The sequence below is a fragment of the Staphylococcus sp. HMSC036D05 genome, assembly GCF_001836225.1.
GTDB lineage: Bacteria > Bacillota > Bacilli > Staphylococcales > Staphylococcaceae > Staphylococcus > Staphylococcus caprae.
This window is the reverse complement of the sequence record NZ_KV827773.1, coordinates 230,148-246,999: the sequence shown is the minus strand read 5'-3', so window position 1 is coordinate 246,999 and position 16,852 is coordinate 230,148. Positions and strand designations below refer to the sequence as shown.

16 protein-coding genes and 1 riboswitch are annotated in these 16,852 nt (G+C 34.5%); of the genes, 10 read left to right on the top strand and 6 right to left on the bottom strand.

The genetic code is table 11. The features are described from left to right. Positions 1–117: 117 nt before the first annotated feature. The 5 genes from HMPREF2580_RS01720 to HMPREF2580_RS01700 form a co-directional block, all read right to left on the bottom strand. Positions 118–816 carry a GTP pyrophosphokinase gene (locus HMPREF2580_RS01720; RefSeq protein ID WP_070830184.1) on the bottom strand — a complete coding sequence of 233 codons (699 nt, stop codon included), beginning with the start codon at positions 814–816 and terminating at the stop codon, positions 118–120. Positions 817–968: 152 nt separating this feature from the next. Then, positions 969–1,382: a DUF2188 domain-containing protein gene (locus HMPREF2580_RS01715; protein WP_037541658.1), complete on the bottom strand. Its 414-nt coding sequence runs from the start codon at positions 1,380–1,382 to the stop codon at positions 969–971. A gap of 75 nt (positions 1,383–1,457) precedes the next feature. Next, on the bottom strand, positions 1,458–3,386 hold the full coding sequence (locus HMPREF2580_RS01710; protein ID WP_070830183.1) for an FUSC family protein: 1,929 nt from the start codon (positions 3,384–3,386) through the stop codon (positions 1,458–1,460). Positions 3,387–3,553: 167 nt separating this feature from the next. Further along, positions 3,554–3,844, bottom strand: coding sequence for a putative quinol monooxygenase (locus tag HMPREF2580_RS01705; protein ID WP_070830182.1), 291 nt, complete (start codon positions 3,842–3,844; stop codon positions 3,554–3,556). A 147-nt stretch (positions 3,845–3,991) separates the two neighbouring features. After that, positions 3,992–5,257: a pyruvate MFS transporter gene (locus HMPREF2580_RS01700; protein ID WP_070830181.1), complete on the bottom strand. Its 1,266-nt coding sequence runs from the start codon at positions 5,255–5,257 to the stop codon at positions 3,992–3,994. A 466-nt stretch (positions 5,258–5,723) separates the two neighbouring features. Then, a riboswitch (TPP riboswitch) is annotated at positions 5,724–5,833 on the top strand. Between the two features lie 75 nt (positions 5,834–5,908). Here HMPREF2580_RS01700 and HMPREF2580_RS01695 point away from each other — a divergent pair. The 9 genes from HMPREF2580_RS01695 (at position 5,909) to HMPREF2580_RS01655 (ending at position 13,215) form a co-directional block, all read left to right on the top strand. Then, positions 5,909–6,499, top strand: coding sequence for a thiamine phosphate synthase (locus tag HMPREF2580_RS01695; protein ID WP_070830375.1), 591 nt, complete (start codon positions 5,909–5,911; stop codon positions 6,497–6,499). Further along, positions 6,492–7,610 (top strand): glycine oxidase ThiO, encoded by a 1,119-nt coding sequence (gene thiO, locus HMPREF2580_RS01690; protein ID WP_070830180.1) that lies wholly within the window; start codon positions 6,492–6,494, stop codon positions 7,608–7,610. Before HMPREF2580_RS01695 ends, thiO begins: the two co-directional genes overlap by 8 nt. Then, positions 7,594–7,794, top strand: a complete 201-nt coding sequence (gene thiS, locus HMPREF2580_RS01685; protein ID WP_070830179.1) for a sulfur carrier protein ThiS — start codon at positions 7,594–7,596, stop codon at positions 7,792–7,794. The genes thiO and thiS overlap by 17 nt, the downstream gene beginning before the upstream one ends. Position 7,795: 1 nt before the next feature. After that, positions 7,796–8,563, top strand: a complete 768-nt coding sequence (locus tag HMPREF2580_RS01680; protein WP_002444254.1) for a thiazole synthase — start codon at positions 7,796–7,798, stop codon at positions 8,561–8,563. Further along, the gene (locus tag HMPREF2580_RS01675; protein ID WP_070830178.1) at positions 8,563–9,561 is read left to right on the top strand and encodes a ThiF family adenylyltransferase; all 999 of its coding nucleotides are present in this window, start codon (positions 8,563–8,565) and stop codon (positions 9,559–9,561) included. The genes HMPREF2580_RS01680 and HMPREF2580_RS01675 overlap by 1 nt, the downstream gene beginning before the upstream one ends. 117 nt (positions 9,562–9,678) lie before the next feature. Continuing rightward, entirely contained in the window at positions 9,679–10,293 is a 615-nt protein-coding gene (locus tag HMPREF2580_RS01670; protein WP_044466776.1) for an undecaprenyl phosphate transporter UptA, read from the top strand. 172 nt (positions 10,294–10,465) lie between these two features. Continuing rightward, entirely contained in the window at positions 10,466–12,430 is a 1,965-nt protein-coding gene (locus tag HMPREF2580_RS01665) for a fructose-bisphosphatase class III (protein WP_070830177.1), read from the top strand. 244 nt (positions 12,431–12,674) lie between these two features. Further along, complete coding sequence (locus tag HMPREF2580_RS01660) at positions 12,675–13,013, top strand: hypothetical protein (protein ID WP_070830176.1); 339 nt, start codon at positions 12,675–12,677, stop codon at positions 13,011–13,013. A gap of 10 nt (positions 13,014–13,023) precedes the next feature. Then, the gene (locus HMPREF2580_RS01655; protein WP_070830175.1) at positions 13,024–13,215 is read left to right on the top strand and encodes a helix-turn-helix transcriptional regulator; all 192 of its coding nucleotides are present in this window, start codon (positions 13,024–13,026) and stop codon (positions 13,213–13,215) included. A 408-nt stretch (positions 13,216–13,623) separates the two neighbouring features. Here the strand turns inward: HMPREF2580_RS01655 and HMPREF2580_RS01650 are convergent, their stop codons facing one another. Beyond that, positions 13,624–15,411 (bottom strand): cation:proton antiporter, encoded by a 1,788-nt coding sequence (locus tag HMPREF2580_RS01650; protein WP_070830174.1) that lies wholly within the window; start codon positions 15,409–15,411, stop codon positions 13,624–13,626. 356 nt (positions 15,412–15,767) lie between these two features. Here HMPREF2580_RS01650 and HMPREF2580_RS01645 point away from each other — a divergent pair, with 356 nt between their 5' ends. Then, the gene (locus HMPREF2580_RS01645; RefSeq protein WP_070830173.1) at positions 15,768–16,817 is read left to right on the top strand and encodes a YkvI family membrane protein; all 1,050 of its coding nucleotides are present in this window, start codon (positions 15,768–15,770) and stop codon (positions 16,815–16,817) included. Positions 16,818–16,852: the final 35 nt, after the last annotated feature.

Sequence of the window (16,852 nt, the reverse complement as noted above, 5' to 3'; positions counted from 1 at the left end):
AGAGAAGCTTGATATAAGCGCACTTTCAATCCAGACATCTACTGCCAATATATCAAATGAGCTTCTTTTAATCATATAAACTTTGAACATTTATCAAAGCGTTTTAATATCTCAAGGTTAATCTTTATTCGAGATTTCAGAGTGTATTTGCTGCATTTTACTTTCAACATTTGTAATGTCAGTTGCGCATTGTTCAAGTAGTCCTTTATATTTTTCAGTGTCAGCGTCATTCTTATATCGAATCTTATGTTCTAAACTTGCCCACATATCCATACCTATCGTACGAATTTGAATTTCTACAGGTGTGACTTCTACAGAATCTGCTAAAAAGACTGGAATCGATACAACAATATGCAAACTGCGATAGCCATTCTCTTTAGGATGCTCAATATAATCTTTACGCTTCAACAACGTTACATCTTCTTGTTTTATCAACATTTTTTCAATGACATAAATATCATCAAGGTAGTTACATACAACTCGAATGCCAGCAATATCCATAATATTATCTTTGGCACTCTGAGCACTTACTTCTAAACCTTTTCTATTCAGTTTATTTACTAAACTATGCATTTCCTTTACGCGTCTTTCCATGTGATGAATCGGGTTATGTTTATATTGATGATTAAAATTCTCGTCTAAAATACTGAGTTTTGTACTAATTTCCTTTAAAGCAGAGGAATACAAATGATCTAATTCTACAAATCCTACTAGTGTATCGAAAGCAGCATCACTATCTTGAAATTGAGTTAAACTATTTTTAAATTCATTTCTTAAATCTTCGACATATAATGAAGGTTTTCTTTCTACGTACATACTTCTCGACCTCCGTTTTCTATACACCCTCATTATATCGAAATTAAATTTAAGTGAGAAACGTTAGCCCATCATACTTTAGTTTTATTGCCATAGAACTACGAAAACCGTATAAGCACGCAGCCTATACGGTTTAAATTCATTCCACTTATTTATTCGTCTTTTTTATGTTCGATGACTTTAGTATTTTTGTTTTCAGCAATTTCATTGGCACGTTGAACAGCATCTTGTTTCTTCTCAAAAGTATCTGAAGCTTGCTTTGCATCTTCAGTCTTCACTTTCCATTCATCATCTTCAAAATAGACATGGATATTTTCTTCATTAAGTTTCGGGTTCGCAGATTGATCTTTCTGATGCTCCGTAATATGTTTGTTTTTCAATTCATCTAATTCTTCTTTAGATGCATCTTTGTACCATTTTTCAGCTTGTTGTGTAGCAATTGGAACTACGTCGCCTTCTTTATAGCCATCTTTCAACATGGCATTGCCAATATCAATCGCTTTTTTACGTTCAAGTTCATCAAAGTTCTTCCAACTTTGCGGATAATCATTCATTGTCCAAGGCATCGTCATACCTCCTCAATTATTTTAGTAAATATTTACCACTATAATATAAGATTGAAACAGAGTAACATACGAGAACTAATGTGCACCTTCTTCACTATGCGTAATATCTTTACGTTGTTCGCTACAATTTCGTTGGATATTCATCAGTGCCGCACGAATATAATTATATTGAGGTAAATGACTCATCTCTTTCATATTTAAATCCGTTTGGAGTTGGAAATGCTTAGCAATGTTTTCAAATACGACAAGATATTCACCCATTTGTTGATCATCTATCGTTTGTCTATGTTTATTATTCATCGCACGTTCTAACATAAAGCTAATCTCTTCTAATGCGAAGATACTAGGATAATAATAACGTACTGCTTCTTTATTACTGAATAGTTCGCCATTTGCTGAGTTATACATTTGCGTCACATTACTAATTTTTACTGATAAATTTAATTTTTCAACTTTATCGTGGTCATTGTTTTCTTGTTTATTTTCGGAAAATAAATAATGAAATAAAATACTTTCTTTACGGACGAGTTCGGCAATTGCACTAGGCAACATGGATGACGCTGTTCTACGAGCTAGGAAAAGAATGCCCAGAACTGCAATAATAATACCTACAAGTACATCGATAATACGTGTGTAAGCAATCTCAATACTTAAGTTTTGAGATGCTAAGCCGTTTAACATAATGACTTGGATTGTAATGAAGATAACAGCAAATGCATAGTTCGATGCCACAAATGCTTCCGTCATGAGTGCTGAAATACTCATAATCAATATAGCGACAACTGGATTAATGTTAAATGCAAGTATTCCAGACAATACGATGGCACCAACTATGGTTCCGAGTCCTCTTGCAAGTGAACGGTCGAGTGTTCGAATTGTAGTCATATTACTTAACATGACTGTGTGCGCTGTTAAAGGTACCCAGTATGCTTTCTGTATATTAAATGCCAATGCTATAAAAATCGCGATCCCCATAATCACCGTATATTGTAAGGCGTTTCTGAAGACGATTGAATCAAACGTTAAGTTTTGATATATACGCTTACTATATAATGGCTTTCGAATATCCGCTTCATATTCAATGTGATGTTCATTGGCGTGAATCATTTCATCTATTTTCAAAATATGATTCATAAGATTTTGGAATTCTGGTGCCACATCAACTGTTTTTGTCCAAGGTCGAAGTTGTTGTGGGTATCTTACATTTTTAATAATATAATCCATCATTTCTACTAAATCTTCAGGTAATGGTCGGATATTTTTCTCATTTAATTCTAATAGCTCTGAATAAATCCCTTGTGCTGATGTATGTAGTAAAATCAATTTTTGGAATCTATTACTTAAATTACCGTTCCCACCTGATGTAGAAGTGATTAACAACTTTTCAGAAGTTCTAAATTCCGTTACAGCATTACGTGCATATGTCTTAAATTGTTCTGCATCGTTAAAATGATGTAATAAATTATGAAGTGTCTTAAAGTCAGCTTTAATCGCTCGATCTTCGGCCTTCTCCTTCGTAAAAAAGATGGTTAAAAGTACAGTAATTGTAGCTAACACACCACCAATAAAGATGGCTAATCCACGAATGAGCGCTTGATCAGGCGCAACTGGCAAATTAATGGGTAAACAAAATGTTACTAAAAAGAATGTTGATGATGGGCCAGCAAGTTTAAGTGCATTGAAACTATAATAAGGCACCGCAACCACAATTAATAGTAATAAGCCAAATAAAATAGGCTGTGTCACAGTCAATGTGCCTAGTATCATACAAACTGTAAACGACAGCACACATATGATGACGGTTCTAAGCATAGACTGTGGAGACCCTTTGAAGACATAGATATGGGCAAGTGTACCAGTGGAGATGAGCAACCCAAAACTTGGGAAACCACATAGATAACCTATCAATGCAGGTAATACCATAAGTAGACCTTGTCTTATCCCCTTAAAATAATCAATCTTTGACGTATCAAAGCGAATCAAAGAATTCAAGATTTGATTCATTTTTTACCTTCCTTTCTAAAGCATTCCCGAAATGAAACACAAAAAAGAACGGAACAAATGAGGTGTTTCTAATATTGTTCCGCTCGTCGTAAACATAGTTGTAGTTGATACATCTATTCAATTATTTAATTATAACACTCATATCTTCAATATTGGGCTAAATGAGTTTATTTTTCGATTGTTTCACTCACATTAATCTCTGGCTCTTTAATGACATAGTCACCAATATGTTGACTGAATGCTTGGAAATGGTGAGAGTCGTTATGTGCTTGCACCGCATGTTCATCTTTATAATTTTCAACCACAACGAAGACATTCTTTTCATTTACATCTTCGTAATGATGATAGAATACATTTCCTTCTTCTTGCCTAGAATTTTGAACCAGTTCATTCATTAGCTCTAAATAATCGTCGCGTTTATTTTCATCAATTTGAAGCTTCGCATTAATAATAATCACTCGTCATCATCTCCTAAGTATGATTGTAAACGTATTAATGGTTGAATCATGTTAGATTCATTATAAATGCTTTTTAACTTTTTAAAAAATAAAAACATACTAAGACGAGTGGTTTGGAAATCTTAGTATGTTTTGAAATTAATTGAATTAATGTTTTTCATCTACAACAAGTGGCTTATCTGGCTTAACGAAGAACCATAAAATAGCAGCAATGACAGCAGGTACAATTAATAATTGCAATGTCATTGACCAGCCTAGTTGATCTACGACAATACCGGCAAGTAATGGGCTAATCAATGCGCCGATATTTCCCCATAGGTTCATCCAACCAGAGACTGTACCTGAGAAGTTACGTCCTAAATCTGTAGCTGCAGCCCAACTCATACCCATTGAAATACCAACACCACCTAAACAAAGTGATAACCAAATAATCGTCATATATAAGTTGTCTGTGTGGACAGCTAAGAAAATAGATACAGAGAATACAACGAATCCTGCAATAGCAATTACGCCACGAGCTACAAATCGGGAACTTCCTGAATTCAAAATCTTGTCTGATATCGCTCCAGCTGAAAGTATTAAAAAGAACATGAATAACCATGGCAGAGAACTGATTGACATATCTTTGAAATCTACATGATACTGTTCGGCTAAATATGTAGGTAACCAGATTAAGAATAATGCGATAACGAATTGTACTACAAAATATTGTAAAGCAATGGCATAGAAACTGAAGTGACTTAAGAAGCGTTTCCATGGTGGTAAAGACTTTTCAGTCGCAACTGTATCACGATGTTCAGTAATATATTTCTTCTCTGCATCACTAACCATCTTATGGTGTTCAGGTAAATCTTTAGCAATAATCGCCCAAAGAATAGCCATGACGATACCAATCGCACCGAAGATATAGAATACCGCTTGCCAGTTAAACGCATTAACGATAGCAATCGTAATGATTGGCGCAAGCACAGGACCAAAGTAAGAACCTGCTAATAATGCACTAGATGCTCTTCCTTTTTCATATTTAGCAAACCAGAAAGAGTTAAATACGGCATTAGATGGATACATTGGAGCTTCCCCTACGCCAAATAAGAATCTTATAAAGTATAATAATCCGTGGTGTTTAATCATTCCCGTTAAAATTGTGAAAGCACTCCACCATACAAGTGCAATCGTAATCATCTTACGTGGTCCAAACTTCTCAGCTAACATCCCTGATGGCACTTGCATAAATGCGTACCCTAGTGAGAAGAATGAGGCAAGTAGTCCGAATTGTGTTTTGGTTAAACCTAAATCTTTCATCATCGGAGCAGCGATATATGAGATATTAGACCTATCCATATATGCAATAACGCCAATGAAGAAGAACCCTATTGCGAAATACCAACGTACATTACTGCGTTTTTCTTTCATATTTGTTTCCTACTTCCTTTAATATTATGTTGTTTCTATTTAAGATGTCGTTAAGTTTCAGAAATTTCCTATGATGTCTGTTGAAACTTCCCTTTTTAGAACAACTTGAGTAAGTTGTAGCGCTACAATTTTTTATAATATAGCATGTTGTGAAAACGGTTACAATAGTTTGAACGAAATTTCTTGAAAAAATGTATATTTTTCGTATATTTCACCACTCGTTTTTGAGTTTGGTTAAATTGATCGTCTTGTATGATTTCATGAAGTTCAAAACTATAATTTTACAGAAAATGAATCGTTTAAAATATAAAGTTTATTATTAAATATTCACTATGAGTAAGTGTTTTGCAAATTTATACATTATCAATTCATTTTACTTTCTTTCAATAGCATTTGATGTATATAGATAAAAATAGTAATATATATATTAAGAAAAACGGTTATATATCTTTGATAAAATTTTATATCAATCCACTGGAAGTGCCTTTGTTTAGGGCTGAGAGTAAAGAATAGACTTTATAATTCCTAGAACCTGATCCAGTTCATACTGGCGTAGGGAAGTGGCGATGCGAAAGTTTTAGGATTTATATACATAATCTAAGCGCTATTTCCCAATTCAGGGAGATAGCGTTTTTTTGTGGATTTGGGGTGATACACATATTTATTGCAGTTACTTACGATAAAGTCCTTACTGCTCAAGATTTAGAACATTACTTAAATATTGCGGAAGGTATTGATGGATTATTATTTCGAACATCAATGCCTCAAAAAGAATTAAAGCAATCGATGATTTACTTAATGAATCAAGGGTTTGCTAAAGACAAAATCATTGTTCATAGCGATATTGCTTTATTAGAAGATTTAAATCTCAAACGCATTCATTTTAAGGAAAATGATGAAACAGCATTTTCATACAAAAAGACCCATCCTGACATACAAGTGAGCATGTCGACCCATGATGCCAAAAGTGTACGTCAATGTATTGATAGAGGGTTGGATTATGTGTTCTTTGGTCATATCTTTCCTACGACGTCGCATCCAAATGAATTACCACGGAGGAATAACGAAATTGAAGAGGTGTTGAATCTCCCTATTCCTATCTATGCCATAGGAGGTATTTCTCAACAGACAATTGCTCAGGTATCACAAAGATTCGCGGGAATTTGTGCCATTTCATTTTTCATGAATGCGTCACTCGAGGACATAAAAGAATTAAAAAGGAAGTGGTTGAAACATGCATGATGTACTTATTATAGGTTCAGGTGTCATCGGCATGTCGATAGCAAGACAATTAAGTGCAACGCAATACGATGTAGCTATTGTAGATAGAGATGTCCCAGGTAAACATGCGTCATATAAAGCTGGTGGGATGTTAGGTGCGCAAAATGAATTCACCGAAGAAAGTGATTTATTCAAACTAGCGATTGAATCACGAGGAATGTTCCCACTTCTTAGTGAATCATTAATGAACGAAACAGGTATTGATATTCAGTTTCAAGATTCAGGTTTAATTAAAATTGCACATAGTAAAGAAGATGTTGAATCCTTGCGACGACAATACAACTTTCTAAAGCAAAACGACCCTAGTGTTAAACAATTATCACCTGAAGACCTCATGCACTTAACGAATGGAAATGTGAAGCCATCTTATGCAGCGATTCATATCCCACATGATGGCCAAATCAACGCTAACGCATACACCAAAGCATTACTAGAGTCACTCAACATGAGACGCATCTCGCGCTATCATCACACTGAGGTGCAATCTATTGAAAGAAATAATGGTTATTACTCAGTTTATACTGACCAACAACCTCTTATTGAAGCACGTAAAATTATCGTTGCTGGGGGCGCTTGGTCCTCTCAACTTCTTAAAAATTACAATCTTCATAGAAAAGTGATTGGCGTGAAAGGTGAAGTTCTGTTATTGGAAAATGACGAGCTCAATCTTTCAGAAACATTATTTATGACGAATGGTTGTTACATCGTTCCAAAACAACCTAATCGGTTCTTAATTGGTGCAACAAGCGAGTTCGATAACTATTCGGTTGGTACTACTAAGAAAGGGTTAAACTGGTTATTCAATCATGCGTGCGAACGCATTCCAGAACTTAAACATAGTCGTATTCTTAAGGAATGGTCAGGCGTTCGTCCATATACAGACAATGAAGTGCCTATGATGGATCAAATCGATGATGGCTTATTTGTGATCACTGGACACTATCGTAACGGTATCTTATTGTCACCTATTATTGGTCGGGATATCGCAAATTGGTTAATTTCAGGTATCAAACCACCTCATTATTCAAGTTTTAGCGTATCAAGGAGGAATAGCTATGAAGTGTATCATTAATGGCGACACGTTTAGTTTCGACCACGAACAATCAATACATGATGTGCTCACATCACTCGAATTAGATCCAACACGCGTCATCGTTGAATTTAATAAAGAGTTAATCAAACAAGATGCATACCATGAACATACAGTCAGAGAAGATGACCGATTAGAATTATTAGAAATCGTTGGAGGCGGATAATATGTTTAAAATTGGAAATTTAGAATTACACTCTCGTTTATTATTAGGTACTGGTAAATTTGAAAATGAAGACATTCAATCAAAAGCGATTGAAGCATCAGGAACAAATGTGTTAACTTTCGCAGTTCGACGCATGAATCTATATGATCGTAACTTACCTAACCCACTTGCCAATGTTAACCTAAAAGATTTTATTACATTTCCAAATACAGCTGGTGCTAAAACAGCAGAAGAAGCAATTAGAATCGCAGAAATTGCAAACCACGCTGGGGTCTGCGACATGATTAAAGTAGAAGTAATTGGAGACGACGAAACACTACTTCCTGATCCTTTTGAAACATATGAAGCATGTAAAGTACTCTTAGACAAAGGCTATATCGTCTGTCCATATATCTCAAACGACCTCGTCCTAGCAAAACGTTTAGAAGCACTCGGTGTACATGCAGTGATGCCACTTGCCTCACCTATTGGCACTGGACGTGGCATTAATAACCCACTCAATCTAAGCTATATTATTGAAAATGCGAATGTACCAGTAATTGTAGACGCAGGCATTGGTTCTCCTAAAGATGCTTGTCATGCGATGGAGTTAGGCGCTGATGGAATTCTTCTTAATACAGCAATCTCTGCTGCAAAGGATCCAGTCAAAATGGCTGAAGCAATGAAGCTTGGCATCAATGCTGGAAGATTGTCTTACGAAGCTGGGCGAATTCCAGTGAAATATACAGCACAAGCTTCAAGCCCTACTGAAGGATTAGGATTCTTATAATGTCACGTTATGATCGACAAACACGCTTTCAACCGTTTGGCGAAGACGGACAAACAAAATTATCTAACGCTCACATCCTAGTCTTTGGTGCTGGTGCGTTAGGCACTCATATTATCGATCAACTTGCACGTATGGGCGCTAATCATATTGCCATCATTGACATGGATATCGTAGAGATTTCAAATTTACACCGTCAAACACTTTATGATGAAGAAGATGCGTATAACCTCACTTCTAAAGTCCAAGCTGTGAAAGAAAAAATTAAGAAAATCAATTCAAATATTGCTATCTCTGCTTACGATGTTGAGGTAAATTCATCTAATATTGAAGATATTATAAGTGAAGTGCAACCTGACATGATTATCGATGGTACGGATAACTTTAAAGTTCGCTTTTTAATTAATGAAGTGTGTCATAAGTATCAAATTCCGTGGGTCTACGGTGCAGCTGTAGGTAGTAAAGGAACGATTTATGGTATTGATCATCAAGGCCCTTGTTTGAAATGTCTCATGCAAACGATGCCAGAAACAGGAGAAAGTTGCGCTATCAATGGTGTACTTCCTCCTATTATTTCAATCGTAGCGAGTTATGAAGTCGCTGAAGCAATTCGCTATCTTGCTGGAAAAGGCTTTTCCAAACAATTAATTACAGTTGATGCGTTTGATATAAACTATAAGGCGATGAACATAGATATTCTGAAAAATAAAGACTGCCCGGTGTGTGAAAATCAAGAATATGACCTACTCAACTTGAAAAAGGATAATCAAATCGAATCTATGTGTGGCCAAACGTTTCTATTTAGATTACCGAAACACGCTTTCGACTATGCTAATCATTTCCCAGGAAATGTTATTAAATCAACTTCATTCGCGAAACTCATTCAATACGAAAACTACGAATTTACGCTATTTAAAGATGGCCGTATGAATGCTTACGGCATCCAAAGTGATGAAGAAGCACAAGGTATTTATCATACATTATTAAAATCAATACGTTAGTTTCATTAGAATTTGATGTATCTTCGTTATTAATTTTAAGCATTTACTGTTAATATTGGTTATAATAAACAAACGATGCTCGACCATTGCTTGATTTAAAGGAGAAACAAATTTTACATGGAACATATTATTACAGAATTTATTAGTAAATGGGGCTACATGGCAATATTTATTTTAATCTTATTAGAGAACGTTTTACCTGTTGTTCCTTCTGAGATTATCTTAACGTTTGCTGGATTATTGTCCGTGAAGTCGCATTTATCTATTTGGACGTTATTAATTATCGCCACAATTGCTTCGTTTATCGGTCTATTGATTTTATATTATATTTGTCGCTTAATATCTGAAGAAAGATTATATCGCTTTGTTGATCGCCACGGAAAATGGATGAAATTAAAAAGTAAAGATTTAAAGCGTGCGAACGACTGGTTTAAAAAATATGGTGCATGGGCCGTGTTCCTATGTCGTTTCGTTCCAGTATTACGTGTACTGATCACTATTCCAGCCGGTATCAACCGCATGAATGTGGTACAATTTACTATTCTTTCATTACTCGGTACGACCATTTGGAACTTCGCACTCATCTTACTTGGACGAGTGTTAAGTGATAGCTTCAGTGCACTAATGAATGGCATTCACACATATTCACGTATTATGTATGTCATCATTATTATCGCAATTATCTATTTCGTCATACGTTACTTCATGAAGCGTCGCAAAAACGTTAAATAAAACTCAAGCTGAGTATGCCATTACTATTTTAATCGGCTCGCTCAGCTTTTTTAGTATGAATTTAAATTCTTAGGACGCATTCATTGAAAAAGTAGCGTATTTTAAAGATAATTTATGTAAGCGCATTATTAAATGCATAAGTGGTGGAAATATTAAACAGAGGTGACTAAGCATGACTCCTATTACTGAAAGTGAAATGAAACAAAAATATTTAGATTTACTCTCTCAAAAGTTTGATAGTGCTGAGAAATTAGCGACGGAAATCATTAATTTAGAATCCATTCTAGAATTACCAAAAGGAACTGAACATTTTGTCAGCGACCTTCATGGTGAATATGAATCTTTCCAACACGTTTTACGTAATGGTTCAGGAAACGTGAGAGCCAAAATTAATGACATCTTCGAAGATAAATTATCTCAACAAGAAATTAATGACTTAGCGGCCTTAGTATATTATCCAGAAGAAAAATTAAAATTAGTAAAAAACAATTTTGATTCAATTGGTAAACTAAATGTATGGTATATCACAACAATCGAACTTCTCATTGAATTAATTACATATTGTTCATCTAAATATACTCGTTCGAAATTACGTAAGGCCTTACCAGAACAATTCGTATATATTATTGAAGAATTACTTTATAAAAGTAACGAATTCCACAATAAGAAGCCTTATTATGAGACACTCGTTAACCAAATTATTGAATTAGAGCAATCAGACGACCTCATTATCGGATTATCATATACGGTTCAACGTCTTGTCGTCGACCATCTTCATGTTGTTGGCGATATTTACGATCGTGGTCCTAAGCCAGATAAGATTATGGACACACTTATTAACTATCACTCAGTCGATATTCAGTGGGGCAACCACGATGTACTATGGATAGGCGCTTATGCTGGTTCTAAAGTATGTCTAGCTAATCTTCTTCGTATCTGTGCACGTTATGATAACTTAGATATTATTGAAGATGCTTATGGCATTAACTTACGTCCTCTACTTACTTTGGCTGAAAAGTATTACGACGCTGAGAACCCTGCTTTTAAACCTAAGAAACGTCCTGATAAAGAAGCAAGCTTAACGAAACGTGAGGAAAGCCAAATCACTAAGATTCATCAAGCGATTGCGATGATTCAATTCAAGCTTGAAATGCCTATTATTAAGCGTCGTCCTTCTTTCGAAATGGAAGAACGTTTAGTATTAGAAAAAATTGATTATGATAAAAATGAAATTACAGTTTACGGTAAAACATACCCTCTTAAGGACACATGTTTCCAAACTGTAGATCCTAATGACCCTGCAAAACTTTTACCAGAGGAAGAGGAAGTAGTCGACAAGTTACTTCTTTCTTTCCAACAATCTGAGAAATTGAGACGACACATGTCATTCTTAATGCGTGAAGGTAAACTATACCTTCCATATAACGGAAATCTACTGATTCATGGTTGTATCCCAGTTGATGAAAATGGAGAGATGGAAGCTTTCGAAATCGAGGGTGAAGAATTAAGTGGTCGTGAATTATTAGATGTCTTTGAATATCATGTGCGTAAGGCTTTTGATCATAAAGATATCACAGACGATATTTCTACTGATTTAGTGTGGTATTTATGGACAGGTAAATACTCTTCCCTCTTTGGTAAGCGTGCAATGACAACGTTTGAGCGTTACTTTATTGAAGATAAAGTGTCTCATAAAGAGGAAAAGAATCCTTATTATCATTTACGTGAAGATGTTGATATGATTCGCAAGATGCTTAAAGACTTTGGCTTGAATCCTGATGAAGGTCGCATTATTAATGGACATACACCTGTGAAAGAAATCGATGGTGAAGATCCTATCAAAGCGGATGGTAAGATGTTAGTCATTGATGGTGGTTTCTCTAAAGCCTATCAATCTACAACTGGTATCGCTGGATATACATTGCTATATAATTCTTTCGGAATGCAATTGGTAGCACATCAGGAATTTAATACTAAGGAAAAGGTCTTGTCAGACGGTACTGATGAATTATCAGTAAAACGTGTGGTAGACGAAGAACTTCAACGTAAGAAAATCAGAGACACCAATGTCGGTAAAGAATTACAAGACCAAATTGATATCTTAAAAATATTAATGCACGACAGATACTTGAAATAAGAAATACTTTGCACTTTAGCGCTTAGTATTTCTTATGCAATGGGCAAAGTTCATTGTAATCCTTCTAAATGTTAAAAAGGTCATCACACTTTCTGTGGATACACTTCCCAGAAAGCAGATGACCTTTTTTTATGCTAATTTAACCATTCATTATTACTTTCAAAATGTAAAACACTTTTGACATTTTATCTAAATACGTTACACTAATAATGTCAAAAACATTTTACATTATGGAGTGAAAATGATGAAATTTATTCTATTATTTGTAATATTTTTAGCTTTTGGAGCAGTGTGGAATATGTTCATAAACAAGTATCTGCCAACTATTTTAACAAATGTGAAAAATAAAAAATATGACGAAAGACAAACTCAAATGGTCGTTGAAATATTTGCCAAAACATTGTTGTGGACAGTATATAGTTTGATTTTAGTGATATTATTAAAATTATTTGATTTTACTGATTCACATAAAAATGTTTTTACCAAATTTTTTAGTAATTACCCTGAGCTTCATTATTTAATATTAATATCAGGATTATTGGTAATATTTTATTATAATACTAAGAAAAAATATTCAGCTTGAAGGTAATAACGTGAAAAATAATATTTTATACTATCGTAAAAAGATGAAAATATCTCAAGAAACATTGAGCAAAAACCTTGGGGTTTCTAGACAAACTATTAATGCTATTGAAAATAATAAGTATGACCCATCGCTTGTACTTGCGTTTAAATTAGCAAAACAGTTCTCAGTTACCGTTGATGAATTATTTGAATATAAATAAAAAAAGTAATTATCCTTCATTAATAAACATGTTATGTGACTCAAGCTCTTCCACCTTATAAAATTATCTAAAAAGAAATATGAACTGAAGTTTATATAGGTAGTGAAAGTTGATTCATATTTTAATTTTTTTACTAAAGATTATCTATAGTTTAGTGATGTTTATTAAATTATACGAAATTCCCTTATTTTTAAAAGTATATTGATGTAAAATTCCATGTTAATACGTAGTATTTATGGCGAGACTCCTGAGGGAGCAGTGCCAGACGAAGACCAAGGCTGAGACGGCACCCTAGGAACGCGAAGCCATACAATACGAAGTATTGAATATAAAAGTAGCAGTAAGAAGATTACAACTAGTAATCTCCTTACTGCTATTATTTTTGGGAATGATATCCAGACCTATAGTTTACGCATGATAAGCATTTCTTAAGATACCGTATACACCTGTATCATGTTGCGGTAATTCTCTACTACTACGTTTAAACGTCACTTCTTTATCATCATTAATATAATAAATTAACATGTCATTATCAGTCAGCTCATGATATTCTTCGGCTGGCACTTCCACGATATTATGCTGCGTAATATAGTTATTAAACCATCGTGGGCTATGATTTTCATCAAATAAAATATGATTACGAATCGGTCCACTCAAGTTATTTCTCGCCTGCTCATCATTGAAAGAAACAGGCATCATATCTACATTACTCAAACCAAATTCTGGTACCAGTTCATTAAATGCCAAACTATTGAAAATGAACGACTGCGTCATCAAGATACATTTGTTATAGCGAAGTAAGTCAGAGTAAATACGATCATTACTTGATAATAAATTACCTTTAAAGACTTCAAACCCCGCTTCATGTGCTTTTTCAGAAGTATTTTCAAATAGATTAAACATCATAACAGGAATTCCATGATCTCTTAAATTCACTCCTAAATGGAATGAAAACTCACTTTCACCCACAATGATAACACCCGGTGGTTCATTACTCGCAACACCAAATAATTTACTTAGCGGTGTAAAGCTAAATCCGTAAATCACCACAGTAATAAAAACCAATCCGAACGTTACTGGCGTTATATACTTCGCCATGGCTACTTTATCGTCCATAAATAAACTTGAGAAGAATTGCGCTACGGTAAGAACCACAATCCCTCTTGGCGCCATCATTGCGACAATCGCACGTTCTTTTTTAGAAATTTCAGTTCTAAACGTTGAAAATAGTACTGAAATCGGTCTAACTAATACAATCATGACTAAACAGAAAATAATTAATTGCCATGATAATACGTTTAATAATACATCTTTTGAAAGTGAAGATGTAATTAAAATAAAGACTGTACTGACTAAAATCGATGACGCATTATCGATAAAATGGTCAGATTCTTTGAAAATTAAATCATGACGTTTCTTACGCGCCATATTTAATCCAAAGATTGTCACTGCTAATAGACCCGATTCAGAAAGTATTTCATCACAAATACTAAATGTTAATAGAATAAATATGAGTTGAATCGGAGGCATCAAACTTTGTGGAATCATATCGCGACGGATAAACCAATTGAATAAGTATGATGCACCAAAGCCGATTACGACGACGGCTATCATTTTCAGAACAAAGAGTAGAATAACGACGAAACTAATACCTTGTTCGAGAATTTGAAAGATATAAAACGCCGTTAACGCAAGCATTGGACCGATTGGGTCTAGAATGATACTCTCCCATCGTAATATGGAATCAACATTCTTCTTCACTTTCGCCTGCTTGAGTAAAGGTTGAATCACGGTTGGACCTGTAATTAAAAAGAGTCCCCCCATCACAAACGATACAGATAATGGGAAATTGAGAATGGTATGTAACGCAATAGCGCCTAATATCCATGCGATAATTGCACCAACTGTAATGATTCGAATGACTGCTTTGGAGATGCCCTTCAGTTCCCTAAAGTCCAAATTACTACTACCTTCGAATAGTATAATTGCGACGGCTAAAGAAACAATCGGACTAAACACGTCTGAACCAAGCGCTTCCTTAGGATTAGTCAATCCCAGAATTGGACCGACTAACAATCCAACAATTGCCATAACTACAATGGAAGGCCATTTAATTCTGTCAGCTAACCATTGACTGAAAATCCCTAATGCTAAGAATAAAACAATCGTTAGCATAATGGGTAAATTCAATGACATACAAACACCTTCTTATATTTTTACTTGTATTCTATATTCAATATTGCCTAATACTATCAAAAATGGTGGACTCATGCATTACCATTTGCTTAAAACTTTTGTAAATTTATATCTTTAATTCAACAGTACAAAATTAAACTTAACATAATTTAAAATTTCAAACGTGTGATACACATCAATTATACATGAAACACAAATAATCGTACGTCACATTTAGACAATCGTACATATGTGATGAACTTTACTGTTTATTTTTTTATCTTTATCATCTACAATAGATGAATGTGATTTTTAAACTTTTTAAAAGAAAAGAATACATATAGAATATATCAATTTTGAAGGGATATGCATGTTTAATGAATACTGTTAAAGAATCCATCATCGTGGCATTTGCATTTGTCGGCGTGGTGGTTGGAGCAGGATTTGCGACAGGACAAGAAATATTTCAATTTTTTACAAGCCATGGCATTTATAGTATTACTGGCATACTGATTACTGGTCTGATTGTGACTTTAGGCGGAATATTTGTTTTAAACACTGGCTACCGTCTTAAATCTCAAAATCATTCTGAATCCATCCGCTATTATTTACACCCAGTCATTGCAAAACTATTCGATATCATACTGACTGTGTTTTTATTTTCACTCGCCATCATTATGACTGCAGGTGGTGCTTCAACAATAAATGAAAGTTTTGGTATACCATTCTGGTTAAGTTCTCTCATACTCATCGTGCTCATTTTGCTTACTCTATTTTTACAATTTGATCGACTTATTGCAGTACTTGGAGGCGTCACACCATTCCTAGTTGCAATTGTAGTCATGATTGCGATGTATTATTTTATTACAGGACACGTGGATTTTACTGCGGCAAATGAGTACTCCAATCATAATAAATCTATTTCACCCGGTTGGTGGTTCGATGCGATTAACTACGCAAGCTTACAAATTGCTGCTGCGTTTAGCTTTTTAACAGTGATGGGTGGCAAATTAAAGTTCCAGAAGTCGACGATTTATGGCGGTCTGATTGGCGGTATCATCATTACGTTTTTATTATTAATGATTAATTTAGGACTAGTCACTGAATTTAATAAAATTAAACATGTAGCATTACCATCGCTACTCTTAGCGAAGCAAATCTCACCTTCAATTGGCACAATTATGTCTGTCATTATGGTATTAGTGATTTACAATACGGTTGTCGGCCTGATGTACGCATTTGCTTCTCGTTTTAGCCAACCATTTACGAAACGTTATTATAGTTTAATCATCGTGATGTCTATCATTACGTTCATATGCACATTTATCGGATTTATCTCATTGATTGGTAAAGTTTTCCCTATTATGGGGTTATTCGGTTTTATCTTACTTATCCCAGTGATTTATAAAGGTATTCTTAGAAAATAAATTTAAGGGAGTGAGACAGAAATATAATTTATCAA